We start from the raw sequence: 13,681 nt of genomic DNA, 5'->3' as shown, positions 1-13,681 counted from the left end.
TAACTAAATAATTGAGTATGGAGACTTAAAAGCTCACACTTCATACTCAATTGTTCATAGTTTAAAACTCATCGCTTTTTCTTCACCAGCCCTGAGTAAGATAGAAATACTCAACACCCGTGAGCGATAACAACTCAAGGTCAAGTTAGGAATTGAGGCAACATGGCGGAAATATCTGCAAAACTCGTCCAAGAGCTACGCCAAAAAACTGGTGCAGGCATGATGGACTGCAAAAAAGCGCTGAAAGAAACTGATGGCAACATAGAAACAGCTATAGAATGGCTGCGACAAAAAGGCATCGCTTCAGCGGGTAAAAAAAGCGATCGCATTGCGGCAGAGGGACTAGTAGATACCTACATTCAACCTGGTGGTCGGGTAGGTGTGCTGCTAGAGGTCAACTGTCAAACCGATTTTGTAGCCCGTAACGAGGCTTTTAAAGCTCTAGTTAAAAACCTAGCCCAGCAAGCAGCTACGGCTGATAGTGTTGAGTCTTTATTGGCTCAACCCTATATTGAAGATCAAAGCATAACCGTAGATCAGTTCATCAAGCAAACCATTGCCCAGCTAGGTGAAAATATCCAGGTACGTCGCTTTATCAATTTTGCACTGGCAGAAGGCACACAAGGGATAGTAGACAGCTACATTCATACTGGTGGTCGAGTTGGTGTTTTGGTAGAACTCAACTCCAAAACTGAATCTGCTGCTGGTAAAGAAGAGTTCCAATCATTGGCTCGGAACGCTGCAATGCAAGTTGCAGCTTGTCCCAATGTCGAGTATGTCAGCGTAGACGAAATCCCTGCCGAAATTGCTCAGAAAGAAAAAGACATTGAAATGGGTCGGGATGATTTGGCTAACAAACCAGATAACATCAAAGAAAAGATTGTTCAGGGACGAATTGAAAAACGCCTGAAAGAACTAACTTTGCTGGATCAGCCTTTCATTCGTGATCAAAGTATTTCTGTGGAAGACTTGGTAAAACAAGTTAAGGGACAAGTAGGCGAAGAAATCCAAGTAATTCGCTTTGTTCGCTATATCTTGGGTGAAGGCATTGAGAAGCAAGAAAGTAACTTTGCTGAAGAAGTTGCGGCACAAATGGGCAGCAAGTAACTTCATTGAGAAGTTAAGAGTTATAGCACAGTCGGTTTGGTAACTCATCACTTCTACCATCACAGGTCAGTCAAAATTAGCTGGCCTGTGTTTTATTAGTTATGGACTTTTGCTATTAGTGCGATTGGCAGAAATTAGCAACTATAAATAAACAGCGTTATAGCTGAAAAGTTCTATAAAATTGTTCTAAAATAATTGCGTACATTTGTACCATAATCAGCCTCAGATGGACAGTTAAAAAGAGAAGATATGGCCAGAGCAATTGAGCTAATTGAGCGGGATATTGCAGTTTTGCAAGAAGCGATCCGGGCGATCGCCTCAGAACTCCACAATGCTTATACTAGTTATTTAACTATCTTGGGGCAAGCGTTGCGGAAACAGTTAATTCTAGCCAGTTACCATCTTTGTACTCAAGGGTATCCGGAAAAGTTTTTAAGCTTGTCATTGAATCAACGGCAGCAATTGCAACAGGCTATTCGCAATTTGGGCGGACAAACATCTGAATTATTGCTTACTTTTATTCAGGGTGAGTCGGATGAGGAAGATGAGGAAGATGGGGAGAATGAGGAGGAGGTGGTGGATGAGGGGGATGAAGAAGATGTAGACGAGATAGGGATTTACCCCAGTGTGGGAGACGATGAGGATGAGGATGAGGAGGATGTCACCGAAAACGAGATAGAGGCTTCCTCCAGGGGGGAAGATGAGCTAGGTGAAGCGGATAAAATAGTAGCATATTTTTTAGCTGAATCATCTGCTTTACCTGTGATCAATGTACCTCTGAGGAATTTCACTCCTGATGCTTCTAACCCGATGGAACTAGCAAAATGGCAACAGAATCTAGAAAATTTAGTACAACAGGCGCTAAAAAATGTCTCCCACGATGCTAATCTTTTGTTACAAAAAGCTAATGTCTTACCCAAAAAATTACCAAAACCTATTTTAGAGGCAGCGGCGGCTGTCTCAGAAGCATCTGCCGAGGTGATGCCAGGGCCACCCAATCTCTTAAACTTGGTAGTGGAAATTGAAAATGAACAAAATGCCGAAGAATCTGGACTGACACGGATTATGGCTATTAACCTGCGATTAGGGGAAATTGAATTTGCTGATACCAAACTCGCATCTAGCCGCAGGCAAATTCGCAACATCTTAGTTCAACTAAATAAACTGGGACGAGAGTATCGCAAAAAGCAACGTGAACGCTCAGTTGCTGAAGCTGAATCTGCATGGCGTGCCAGTTGGTTTGAATAAATTAAAAAGTGGGGAGTAGGGAATTTTGGATTTTGGATTTGCTATTTTAGAGGGCAATTTAATCCAAAATCTAAAATCTAAAATCTAAAATTGCATGACCAATGACTAATGACCAACCAGATTGGACACGATTGCACAAAGCCTTGGCAATAGAAGCCCAAAAAGGCTTTACAGACTTGATGGGTAGACAATACCGCTTCAGTGAATTTTTCACTTTGACTTTCGGAAAATTTCCTACAGCTTTGCCCTCAGTTGAGCGTCGCCGTTGGCAAGAACTAGCGGTGCAATTTGCTAACTATCCCCATCTGGAACTGGAAGAAAGACAGCATTTAGTCGCGGCGACGCGCAGGTATCTCTACCAACTACAGCAAGAACCGCAAGAGCAAGAAAGCCGAGGAGTGGGGGAACAGGGAAGAATTTATCAATCCAAAGTTCAAAATCCCAAGTCTAAAATTATCCCAGAAGTGAGTCGGAGATTGGCTCCCAATATTGACCAAAAACTCAGTGATTTACCAGAAATAGGCATCCGCAAGGCTGACAAATTAGCAGCTTTAAATTTGTATACTGTCCGTGACTTGTTGTTCTATTATCCCCGCGACCACATTGATTATGCGCGTCAAGTGAATATCCGGGAGTTGCAGGCGGGTGAAACAGTGACCATAGTAGCTAGTGTGAAGCGTTGTAACTGTTTTACTAGCCCCAAGAATCAGAAATTATCGATCTTAGAATTAATCCTCAAAGATAATACAGGTCAAATTAAAATTAGTCGCTTTTCTGCTGGGGCGCGTTTTACGAGTCGCGCTTGGCAGGAAAGTTTTAAACGCCGTTATCCAGTGGGTAGTGTTTTGGCAGCTTGTGGATTGGTTAAAGCCAGTAAATATGGCTTGACGTTGGATAATCCAGAAATAGAAGTTTTAGCACATCCAGGCGATACCATTGATTCGCTGACTATTGGTCGTGTAGTGCCAATTTATACTTTAACTGAGGGTGTAATGGCTAATATGGTGAGACAAGCAGTAACTGCGGTTTTGCCAGCGGCAATTCACCTGAAAGATCCCTTGCCCAGAGGTTTGCGGGAAAAGTATAATTTGCTGGAATTAAAGGATGCGATCGCTAACATTCACTTTCCTGATGATAGCGCTACCTTACAAGTTGCCCGTCGTCGTCTAGTCTTTGATGAATTTTTTTACCTGCAACTTGGTTTATTGCAACGTCAACAGCAAGCCAGGGCTATCCAAACCAGCGCTATTCTCGCTCCCAAAGGTCAGCTAATCGAAAAATTCTCCAACGAAATTCTACCATTTCAACTCACAGGCGCACAGCAACGAGTCCTCAACGATATCCTCAATGACTTACAAAAATCCACGCCCATGAATCGTTTGGTACAGGGCGATGTGGGTTCAGGTAAAACTGTAGTGGCGATAATTGCTATCCTTGCTGCCATTCAATCAGGCTACCAAGCAGCACTGATGGCACCTACGGAAGTATTGGCAGAACAGCATTACCGTAAGTTAGTTAGTTGGTTTAACCTGTTGCATTTACCCGTGGAATTACTTACAGGTTCCACCAAAACAGCTAAACGGCGAGAAATACATTCTCAACTAAGTACTGGTGAATTACCTTTATTAGTAGGAACTCATGCTTTAATTCAAGACCCTGTAAACTTCCAGCAATTGGGTTTGGTGGTAATTGATGAACAACATCGCTTTGGGGTGAAACAACGAGCGCTGTTACAGCAAAAAGGCGAACAACCCCATGTATTAACTATGACAGCCACCCCCATTCCCCGGACATTGGCATTAACAATACATGGCGATATGAATGTCAGCCAAATTGATGAGTTACCACCAGGACGGCAAAAAATTCAGACTACTATGTTATCAGGTCAGCAACGTAGCCAAGCTTACGACTTGATCCGCCGGGAAATTGCTCAAGGAAGACAAGTTTATGTGGTATTACCACTGGTAGAAGAATCAGAAAAATTAGACTTGCGATCGGCTGTGGAGGAGCATCAAAAGTTACAAGAAAGTGTTTTTCCCGACTTTCAAGTGGGATTGCTGCATGGTCGTATGAGTTCAGCTGATAAAGACGAAGCCATTACCAAATTTCGTGATAATCAAACGCAAATATTAGTTTCTACCACAGTTGTCGAAGTGGGTGTAGATGTACCCAATGCTACCGTCATGCTCATTGAAAACGCTGAAAGATTTGGCTTATCCCAACTACACCAATTGCGAGGACGTGTTGGTCGTGGGGCGGCTCAATCTTACTGTTTATTAATGAGTAGTTCTAAGAGTGCTGACGCTCAACAACGGCTAAAGGTATTGGAACAATCCCAAGATGGTTTTTTCATATCAGAAATGGATATGCGTTTTCGTGGACCTGGGGAAGTCTTAGGAACTCGCCAATCGGGCGTGCCAGATTTTACCTTAGCCAGTTTAGTTGACGACGAAGAAGTTTTATTATTAGCACGGCAAGCAGCAGAAAAAGTGATAGAAATGGATGCAACTTTGGAACGTTGGCAATTAATGAAAGCCGAGTTGAAATATCGCTATGAACGATTAATGGGTGGGGCTATTTTGACTTAATTAAAATATCACCTCAATCAAGCAAGAATTGCTGAGAGTGTTGATAAAATATAAATATACATAACACAAAAGGGGATTCAGCTATGACATTTGCTCATTCATCAATTCCTCAACAGTTTACACTTGATGTTGAACCGGAAGGACGTTTAACTTTACCTAAAGAAATCCAACAAATACTAAATTTAGAATCGGGCGATCGCTTAATTTTAACACTTCAAGATAGTGGCAAGCTCCAATTAGTCAGCCTTAAACAACAAGTTAAAAAAATCAGAGGTTTATTAAAAGATAAATCCCCGGAGAGAAACTTGGTAGATGAACTCATTCAGGAACGCCGCACACAGGAATATTTAAGTGAATAAATGTGTGTGAGATGCTTCTGCCTTTTTAGCTTATCTTAGAGATGAGTCAGGAGCCGAAATTGTAGAAAATGCCTTGATTTCTGGATGCTGTATCAGTATTATTAATTGGGTAGAAGTTTTATCAAAAATTGTTGATTTAGGAGAATCTCCTGATAACATTATTAAACAATTGAAATATGAAGGATTATTAGAAAATAGTCTAGAAATTATTGCTTGTACTGAGGAAGATGCTATAAATATAGCTACATTTAGACCTTTAACCAAAAGTGCAGGATTATCATTAGGGGATCGGGCTTGTCTTGCTTTAGGTAAACGCTTAAATTTACCTGTATTAACAGCAGATAAAGTGTGGAGTAGTTTATCACTGGGAATTACGATTAATTTGATTCGTTAATGAACAATAAGAATTTGAGCCTTTGATTAAACTTCTGTAATATCCGACACACTAAGCTATCAATCATCAACCAACCCTCACCTCACTATCAGCAGAAAGAATGATGGGATCGCTTGCTGTATTCTTGACAATTTGTTACAAAAGTATAAAGAACTTCTAGAGACCCAAAACTACATGTTCGGCGGACTTACTGGTTTAAAAGATCCTAAAGGCACAGATTGGGGAGAGCGAATGCTCAACACAGTCGCTAGCCAAACGATTCGCCACTTGTTTACACAAAGCGAGTCAGTAGAAGTCTTTGTGCGCTGCTATCCCTCCAGCAAACTGTTGCAAGGCAGCATTGATAGCTTCAAAATGAGCGGACGTGGCTTGGTAATTCGCAAAGATTTTTGGGTAGAGGAGATGTCCTTTGAAACTGATGCCGTTGCCATCGACTTCGGTGCAGTACTGAGTGGCAAGCTGAACCTCAAGCAACCCACCCAAGCGATCGCTCAAGTAATTTTATCAGAAGCAGGTATTAATCAAGCCTTCCAAGCAAAACTGGTAACGCAACATTTAGTTAATCTTTCTGTACCTTCTTTAACCGCATTATCTGGCGGTCAACCAGTTTCCTTTACCGATATTCAGGTAGAACTCTTGTCAGAAAATCGCCTGCGGATGTTAGCCAAAGCAGATTTAAACAATGGTGAACTAATCCCGCTAAATATGCTTATGACTGTAGCTGTAGAACGACGACGGCGGATTTCTTTCAAAAATCCTAAAGTTGAACTGGAATCAGTCCCAGAAGCACAACGGGAAATATCCCAAAATTTGAGTATGGCACTGGCGGAAATTTTAGATAATATGGTGGATTTAGATCGCTTTGACCTTGATGGGGTAAAAATGCGGCTGAATCGTTTAGAAACGGAAGGAAAAAATTTGATTTTCAGTGGATATGCCGAAATTGAACGTATTCCCCATAATCCTTAAAATAACGTGATTTTTGCAGTTTATTGAGGGCTTTAGCCCTCACTGGAGTTTAGACTAGTTCCCGGTGCGAAACTAACGAGACAATCAAGAAAAAATATTCTGAAAGCTCGAATAAGAAAGATAAAATGGAGAGTGATAAAAACAACAGAATAAACTGTAAGAGAATTCAATTATTTCTCAAGCGAAAATCATGTTAATGAATTAGGTTTTTCCGTCATCAAATATTAGTTTTATTTAGTTAATATTTCTAGACTGAGAAACTAAACATCGACTGATAATAGTTAAATTATGAGCGATTATTCCCCAGCCCACCCACCGTTGAAATCCTATATCTCCTCTATACAAACAACGTTGAAATCCAAAACATCTTTTCAGAAAACTAATACGTCCTTCTACGCCGTTATGCCAATGGCGGCCTTTTCTAAAATTTCTTTTCCTTTCATGTTGAATTCGTTGCTTATTTCTATAACCTCCTTTCGGCAATATGACTTGTTTTATTCCTAATGATTGGGCATAGTTTTCATTACTTTGAGAATAAACACCTCTATCACTAGAAACTAGTTTAGGGGGATGTCCAAAATTGCCTATATGTTGGTCTAGACTGGAAACTAACTGTTGTGTATCATGAGGATTTCCCTTTAATACTCGATAATTACTGATAATTCCTCCATCAACTTCATCCAACCACACCTTCCGCCCAAACTCTACATCTAGGTTAGGTTTGCCCCTACATATAATATCTGAATGAATATTAGTTGCCACTACTGTACCATCTGTCCTCATCTTTCTCCCTTGAGTTATTTTTAACTGGGTGGCAATTTCAGTCAATCTTTGATTAATCTGTGCCAACGTTTTCTCACTTAAAGTATTCGCCCAACGAATCAGTGTGCTTTTATTTGGCAGAGGATGAAAATATATTCGACAAAACTGCCTTAAAATTAAACTTTCTTTAACATTTTTAATTGTTTTTTCGTAACTTAAGCCACGTAAGTGTTTTAAAGTTAACATCCTGAATATCACCTCTACAGGAGTTGATTTTCTTCCCGTCAAGCTGGCTACGGTGTACACACAAGTACTATCTGAAAGGATTTCAGGCGTTATAGACCCCTTAAATTGTCATTACGAGCGAAGTAATCACATAATCCCGTAGTTAAAGCGATTGCTGAGTCGCAAAGCGACACGCTACGCGGTAAGCGGAGCTATGCCGTTCGCATAGCGTCTCCGTTAGGAGAAGGCTTTACGTTGTTCCTCCTCGCAATGCCAGGCTTTCAGAGCGATCGCCTCCGGCGGGCGGGTACGCCATCGCACAACCTAAAGCTAGAGGACGAAACCAAGTGTCAGGTGGAATTTCACGACTTGTGTGTACACCGTAGCCGACGCGGAGAGGGGCAGATATATTTCGCATTTTCAACGAAAAAACACGCACCAACGATATTTTAGAATCAATTAACCAAGAATTGCTCAAACCTGCCATTGAAAAACTCAAGCAGCTATCCGATATTTACTCCAGTGACATTGCTACGGAATCGCACCATTTCCTCGCTTGCATTAAAATGCACGGCTATTTCCGTTTGTGTCATTTGACGCTGAACAGCCCAGAGTAAACCCCGGCGAGGAATCTGGAAACATCCACCTAAATAAGTTGCTTCATCTTCATCGCTCTGTCGGCGCTGAGGCAACCCAGTACTTGGATCAAAGCGGACGATTTTATGTCTTAATAGCAAGTGTCCAAACTCGTGCATCAGGTTCGACTCACGTCGCGCGCGAGTATGGCGTGGATTGTTGACAATCCAGAGTGGGTTTTGATTAATAATTCCTGCTGATCATTGGTCGCTATCGAGCAATACCGCTACTACACAAGGGTCTAAGTTGGGAATCTGTTCGGGTGTCAAAATTGTTGCACCTAATTGAGTTGCAAGCAAATCTGCGGGTAATGTCTCAAATACCCGTAATTTCAATAAACTACGTTGCTCAGTGGCAATTCCTTCACACTTTTGCCTAAACTCAGTGGACAATCTCTCTGTTAGTGTCATTATTTTTTAGTCTGGCTGTTGGTTGTTGCTTTGTTGAGAATTATCCCGATACGCTGCTTTGACTAATTCTGCCAGTGCATTAGCAACTGCTGGATCAAGTTTTTTAGATGCTCGTAATTGAATTTCTATTGTCTCTAATGTATTTGAGTCGGACAAAGCTTCCGATTCTTCTGTTTTGTTTTCAGAATTTGATTGACAAACTTAGCTAATATTTATTAGCACCAACTACTTTTTAATTCGGCGCCAAACTCACCTCAGTGTTAGCCTTATTAACTTATGACTAACTAGGCTTGAACTAAATAAAGTATATATTAACCTTGTATTTTCATGTTTTATTCTTCATCGTTAGAAATGTCATCTAGCAACCGATTTATTTCTGCTGTCTTGTCAAGAGGTACGAGATAAAGACCACAAATTTTGCTTACCCGATCTACGGAAATATTCTCAAAATCACACCAAGCACGGGCAGCTTGGTTAGCTATCTTCTCAATCTCAGCAGCTTGAATTGCGGCACAAGGTTCTGATTCTATACAAGCAATTAAGTCAAGAATAGCAAGTTCATCTTGCTTTTCAAGCTTTTTGCTTGACAAGTTGAAAAGTATGGGACAATACTTGCTTTCATAATTAAGCAGGACAAAGATACGAGGTTGAGGCTTGGAATAGCTCCTTGCACTCAGTAAATATTCTGGCAGTTCTTCTGCACGACTCCGGTATTGTTCAAGCACTGCTACATGAGTCAGCATGGATTCAGCACCAAGTCCACCAATATCTGTTAAAAATTGACTATCTCGTGTAAGTTGCTCCACATCTAAATCGCTATCAAGCGTTATTTCCGAGTGTTCTTCTTCTGATATGACACCAGATCCCAAAATGCGTTTCGATTTATTATGACGATGAGTAATGCGAGTAAATCTCTTACAGATATCGTTTTGTACGCGGGAGAGGCTGTCTGTTTGATCTATGATTAACGGTACAAGTGTATAGAACTGAACCACTCGTTCAGAATTTGCGGTTATCCTCAACACTCTACCAGCCCTTTGAAATAGCTCATCCGCTCCTTCAGGTGGATCGTAATTCACCACAGTATCGGCATCTTGTAAATTAATACCTACACCATCTGCATCAGTACAAATTAGTACGTCATACTCTGGGCTAGCATTGTAATTATGAGAACGTGGCGAAAACTGTTTTAGTACTTTAAAACGCTGTAATCCAGCTTTTAATCGCGGATTACTTTCATCCGTTTCAACTGTACAACCAATCCTAAGTGCTTCACTAAATGTTCTCTCCAACATACTTAGTAAATACTGGGCAGTAAGATATCTCTTGACAAATATGATGACTTTACCCCTTGTATCTAGGCAATGCTCCTGAATAATGTTTTGTAATTTCAGAAACTTGTCATCTGTGTAGTTTCTCTGCCTAAGCCGTGCCAATAGTGGTATAAGAGTATTCCTACGCTCTTCCAAGCTTAGATACATTGGTGTTTTATGAGGCCGATTTTGTGTATCAAGCACGTTAAAAGAACGATGTTCTTGATTATGAATATTAGTACCAGACTGTTCCCATAGGTTTAGAGTGAGTTGAGAGGAGTCTTCTGTTTGCTCACAAGAGCTTAATGTCGCCAGGTTTTTTTCAATACTGTATGCCATTGCTACAGGTGAACTAAGCCAGTTTGTAAGTGAAGCATTATACACTGTATCGATCGCACTCTCGCATAAAGCCATTTTGTCATCATCAAACCATTCATGTGGAGACTTAAAAGCTTGATCAAAACAACGGCGATCAAAAGCAGTTTTTAGTTCAGGCTGCAAGAACAACTGGTAGCGTAATGAATATAGCTTGAGGCTTTTTGGTAGATAAAGTCGTTCATCACCAAACTGAATAAAAGTTCGTCTGTTTGTATCAATATCACCTCTGTTTCGAGCCATTTGTAAAACGTGAGGTAACCCCAAAATGGTCACAATTGGTAAGCGGGAAAACTCTTCAGCATCAATAATTTCCCAAGGAATTTGCTCTTCCAATAGATTAGGTTTATAAAACCGATGAGGTAGAAGATATAGCAAACTATTAAGATTTAAGTAATCCGTGCCGTATGCTGTAGCCGTGAGAAGAAAGATTTTTGCACCTGCTTTGACTGCTGGTACTATACGTTCATAAACCAAACTCTTACCACGCTTGGACTTTTTCCGTAGAAGTTCATTTCGATAGAAGTGAGCCTCATCAATAATAATCACAGTATTATCATTAGCTCGTTGAAGCAGCTTCTCTAGCTGGGTTGTTAGATGGCGAGATTCCTCAGAAGCTTTGCGAAACAGCAGATCGATGTTAAAAAACTTAAAGTAAACATTGCGATTTTCAAGCTGCTGTTCCCAATTTTCGCGTACTCCACCAGGAGCAATTAAAATAACTTGACTGGTTCTGCCTATTGGCTGCAAACGCAAAGCAATTTCAGCACCTATAACAGTCTTACCCAGACCAGTCGCAGCTATGATAAGTGCGCCACCATACTCATTAGCTTGACGAAGAGCGCGTGCAATTACACCCTTCTGATAATAAACAGGAGAATACGCACCTGAACACAAAGGATATTCAGCTAAGTTATTGAGCAGAAAAAGTGTTTTAAGATAAACCTCGAATGGGGTGGCGAGATTAAGCCAATCCTCTAATTTTTTGATCAGTTCAGCTAGTAAATCTTGGGCATTTTGAGCAACATCATCATACCAATTTGTAAACAAACAGATCCGCTCAGAATCGTGGCTAACGCTCACTTGCTCTGCTGATTGACAAAGTCCTCTACGACTGTAGTTTGATGAACCATGCCATATTAGCTTTGAATCACAGATGTAAAATTTACAGTGAAAAGGCACTTGCATTTCGCGGGCATCTCGAATAATGAAGCGTCCGGATTTCATGCGTTCAACTAATTCAAAAACTGTTCTCCACAGATCTGTATCACACTGCCCCAAATCTGCCGTAATCTCATCAATGACAGTGGCTCGGACATGCTTTCCTTCCTCCCGACCCACTAGGATTTGAAATTGTACCTCCGATGCCACATACTTACGGCCCAACTTGTATCCAACCAGGCTAAAGTAAGCACTAGCAATACGAATTGTATTTTTAGCTTCCGGAAAATAGGCTTTAATAAACTCTAATCCTACACCAGAGCCGACACCTGCAATAGGTTGGCCATCAGAATTAGACTGTAAAACCAAAGCTAACTTTGACTTTGACTTGCGAGGCATGAGGGAGTGCTACTAATTTCAGCAATACCTTTCTATTATCTGGTTTATTGATACTTATGTACTATTATTTATCTATTTTTTTCCCAGGAAGACTTAGCCGCAACCACTGCTGGGGTAATCGTTCAAGCTGTAGGTCGTCTTTTACGTGGAGTGTTCCCTTTCACGTACCCAATGCAATTAGGTAAGGAACTCATAGAGGATCACCTGTGCATACTTGGTGTAAACTTACAAATTTAAGGTGAGGCATCACGATACTAATATCCATATCTAATAATACATATTCTTGGATATTTTATTGTCTGATAACAGTAAATTTATTAGAAATTGCCAAAGTTTGATTGCCTATAATATAATACCAAAACTAGTTAAACCTGGCTTTTTTTGAAATGCGTTTATTTACTTCAACTTCTTGCTTTATTTGCTCTGCTTCGGTTTGAAATTCCTCTGCTAATTCTTCAAGATCATCGGCTATTAATACAATTTTTTGTGCTAACTTTTTTGTCTGTACTGATTTTTGATCATATATTTCCAAAGCTTCTGTAATCTCAGAGAAAAGTTCTTTGTATTCCTCCGGTGGATTTTTCACCCACTCCTCATACTCACTTTGGGATTTTTGAATAATAGCAAGAGTGTCTTGCCAAGAGGTTTTTAGACGCATATCTAGCGTCTGAATCTCCTTATACTTCGTCTTGAGTTGTTTGGTAGTATTTACCTTAGCTAACTCGTAGACTTTAGTTTTTAGCTCTTGAAGTTTCATATTTAGTATTGAGCGTCTCACGTTTAGAACATTTTATCGCTCTAGTTGGTTTAATTTTTTATAAAGCTTTTCATTCTCCTTACGAAGACGCTGACTCTCTAGAACTAACATAGCAATCTGCTGTTTCTGCTGTTCAATGAAAGCTAGTGCTTCATCTCTTTGCTGCTTATACCGTTTAGTATGGGCAACTCTTCCACCTAAACTCTGATTATTCTTAGCTAACTCCTGTCTTCGCTTCTCAACTGCATTGTATTTCTTTTGTAAATTCTCTAATTCTGTACGTAATTCTGCCTCAGCTTTACTATTTTCTGCTTCAGATCGCAAAGCTTCATTTTCAGCTGCTAACGAGGCAATTCGTGCTTCTAACTTGTTAATTTCTTTGTCCTTACCAAATAGTTTCTCTTGTAACGCTTTGATAAGACCAAGAAGCTTAGATTTTTGTTGATCTTGTTCATGACAAGCTGCTTCAAGCTCATGAGCGCGATCGCGCAGACGACCAGCCCGATTTTGTAAAACTTTAGCAGTACATTCGTACTTTATAACAGCAATAACTCTGCTACGCTCTAGTTCATCTAATTGTTGAACTTCAGGGATAGAACGAAGTTCGTCGTAGTTAGTACATTCATGGCGCAGTTTTTGGGTTGGGACGTGTTGAGTATCTGCAATTAACTCATGGTTTTTTAATCGTACTCGGTCATACCAATAATCAAATAATGCTTTGCTGTCGTCCATTGTGCGATCGCTTATAAAAAGTAGCTATTCTTCTTAAAAGATAGAGTAACTAAAAGCTCACTTAGAGCCGTATTTACTCTGAAATAATTAAGAAATTTTTACTATATCCTGTTATCTGCTATCTTTGCCATGATTTATAGTAGTTGCCTGATAGATTAAGACGATACGTTTCCTGCAATTTAATTGAGAATTCTATTTGTTGGGACTGTACTTAGGTAATACTTGCTCAAGAATTCTTTTTTGAGC

The 13,681-nt window shown here is 40.3% G+C and carries 12 protein-coding genes and 2 pseudogenes; 6 read left to right on the top strand and 8 right to left on the bottom strand.

What is annotated here, in order from left to right; translation table 11 throughout:
• The first annotated feature begins 162 nt into the window (after window positions 1-162).
• From tsf to ACM0OT_RS13500, 6 genes and pseudogenes are all read left to right on the top strand, one after another.
• Entirely contained in the window at window positions 163-1,107 is a 945-nt protein-coding gene (tsf, locus tag ACM0OT_RS13525) for a translation elongation factor Ts (protein ID WP_414546280.1), read from the top strand.
• 249 nt (window positions 1,108-1,356) lie between these two features.
• Window positions 1,357-2,355 carry a hypothetical protein gene (locus tag ACM0OT_RS13520; protein WP_414564852.1) on the top strand — a complete coding sequence of 333 codons (999 nt, stop codon included), beginning with the start codon at window positions 1,357-1,359 and terminating at the stop codon, window positions 2,353-2,355.
• A 101-nt stretch (window positions 2,356-2,456) separates the two neighbouring features.
• A complete protein-coding gene (gene recG / locus ACM0OT_RS13515) occupies window positions 2,457-4,943 on the top strand; it encodes an ATP-dependent DNA helicase RecG (RefSeq protein ID WP_414564851.1) in 2,487 nt (828 codons plus the stop codon).
• Window positions 4,944-5,026: 83 nt separating this feature from the next.
• Complete coding sequence (locus ACM0OT_RS13510) at window positions 5,027-5,302, top strand: AbrB/MazE/SpoVT family DNA-binding domain-containing protein (protein ID WP_414564849.1); 276 nt, start codon at window positions 5,027-5,029, stop codon at window positions 5,300-5,302.
• 22 nt (window positions 5,303-5,324) lie between these two features.
• Window positions 5,325-5,696: pseudogene (locus ACM0OT_RS13505) on the top strand (PIN domain-containing protein); the annotation flags it as partial.
• Window positions 5,697-5,870: 174 nt separating this feature from the next.
• A complete protein-coding gene (locus ACM0OT_RS13500) occupies window positions 5,871-6,665 on the top strand; it encodes a DUF2993 domain-containing protein (protein ID WP_414564848.1) in 795 nt (264 codons plus the stop codon).
• 234 nt (window positions 6,666-6,899) lie between these two features.
• Here the strand turns inward: ACM0OT_RS13500 and ACM0OT_RS13495 are convergent.
• From ACM0OT_RS13495 to ACM0OT_RS13460, 8 genes and pseudogenes are all read right to left on the bottom strand, one after another.
• Window positions 6,900-7,754: pseudogene (locus tag ACM0OT_RS13495) on the bottom strand (transposase); the annotation flags it as partial.
• A gap of 148 nt (window positions 7,755-7,902) precedes the next feature.
• Entirely contained in the window at window positions 7,903-8,139 is a 237-nt protein-coding gene (locus tag ACM0OT_RS13490; RefSeq protein WP_414564847.1) for a hypothetical protein, read from the bottom strand.
• A 16-nt stretch (window positions 8,140-8,155) separates the two neighbouring features.
• Complete coding sequence (locus ACM0OT_RS13485; RefSeq protein ID WP_414564960.1) at window positions 8,156-8,455, bottom strand: ImmA/IrrE family metallo-endopeptidase; 300 nt, start codon at window positions 8,453-8,455, stop codon at window positions 8,156-8,158.
• Window positions 8,456-8,488: 33 nt separating this feature from the next.
• Window positions 8,489-8,698 (bottom strand): hypothetical protein, encoded by a 210-nt coding sequence (locus ACM0OT_RS13480; protein ID WP_414564846.1) that lies wholly within the window; start codon window positions 8,696-8,698, stop codon window positions 8,489-8,491.
• 6 nt (window positions 8,699-8,704) lie between these two features.
• Complete coding sequence (locus tag ACM0OT_RS13475; RefSeq protein ID WP_414564845.1) at window positions 8,705-8,854, bottom strand: hypothetical protein; 150 nt, start codon at window positions 8,852-8,854, stop codon at window positions 8,705-8,707.
• A gap of 176 nt (window positions 8,855-9,030) precedes the next feature.
• Complete coding sequence (locus ACM0OT_RS13470) at window positions 9,031-11,946, bottom strand: helicase-related protein (protein ID WP_414564844.1); 2,916 nt, start codon at window positions 11,944-11,946, stop codon at window positions 9,031-9,033.
• Window positions 11,947-12,307: 361 nt separating this feature from the next.
• Complete coding sequence (locus ACM0OT_RS13465) at window positions 12,308-12,703, bottom strand: P-loop NTPase fold protein (RefSeq protein WP_414564843.1); 396 nt, start codon at window positions 12,701-12,703, stop codon at window positions 12,308-12,310.
• A gap of 33 nt (window positions 12,704-12,736) precedes the next feature.
• Window positions 12,737-13,435 carry a hypothetical protein gene (locus ACM0OT_RS13460; protein ID WP_414564842.1) on the bottom strand — a complete coding sequence of 233 codons (699 nt, stop codon included), beginning with the start codon at window positions 13,433-13,435 and terminating at the stop codon, window positions 12,737-12,739.
• Window positions 13,436-13,681 lie beyond the last annotated feature (246 nt).

The sequence above is a fragment of the Anabaena sp. CCY 9613 genome, assembly GCF_963920895.1.
Taxonomy (GTDB): domain Bacteria; phylum Cyanobacteriota; class Cyanobacteriia; order Cyanobacteriales; family Nostocaceae; genus Cyanocohniella.
Note: the sequence above shows the minus strand (reverse complement) of the source record. Positions and strands in the feature narration are given on the sequence as shown.

What these genes read in the sequence shown, in the direction of transcription:
- tsf (WP_414546280.1), top strand. Translation starts at nt 163, where the DNA reads ATGGCGGAAATATCTGCAAAACTCGTCCAAGAGCTACGCCAAAAAACT.
- ACM0OT_RS13520 (WP_414564852.1), top strand. Translation starts at nt 1,357, where the DNA reads ATGGCCAGAGCAATTGAGCTAATTGAGCGGGATATTGCAGTTTTGCAA.
- recG (WP_414564851.1), top strand. Translation starts at nt 2,457, where the DNA reads ATGACTAATGACCAACCAGATTGGACACGATTGCACAAAGCCTTGGCA.
- ACM0OT_RS13510 (WP_414564849.1), top strand. Translation starts at nt 5,027, where the DNA reads ATGACATTTGCTCATTCATCAATTCCTCAACAGTTTACACTTGATGTT.
- ACM0OT_RS13500 (WP_414564848.1), top strand. Translation starts at nt 5,871, where the DNA reads ATGTTCGGCGGACTTACTGGTTTAAAAGATCCTAAAGGCACAGATTGG.
- ACM0OT_RS13490 (WP_414564847.1), bottom strand. Translation starts at nt 8,139, where the DNA reads ATGGCAGGTTTGAGCAATTCTTGGTTAATTGATTCTAAAATATCGTTG.
- ACM0OT_RS13480 (WP_414564846.1), bottom strand. Translation starts at nt 8,698, where the DNA reads ATGACACTAACAGAGAGATTGTCCACTGAGTTTAGGCAAAAGTGTGAA.
- ACM0OT_RS13470 (WP_414564844.1), bottom strand. Translation starts at nt 11,946, where the DNA reads ATGCCTCGCAAGTCAAAGTCAAAGTTAGCTTTGGTTTTACAGTCTAAT.
- ACM0OT_RS13465 (WP_414564843.1), bottom strand. Translation starts at nt 12,703, where the DNA reads ATGAAACTTCAAGAGCTAAAAACTAAAGTCTACGAGTTAGCTAAGGTA.
- ACM0OT_RS13460 (WP_414564842.1), bottom strand. Translation starts at nt 13,435, where the DNA reads ATGGACGACAGCAAAGCATTATTTGATTATTGGTATGACCGAGTACGA.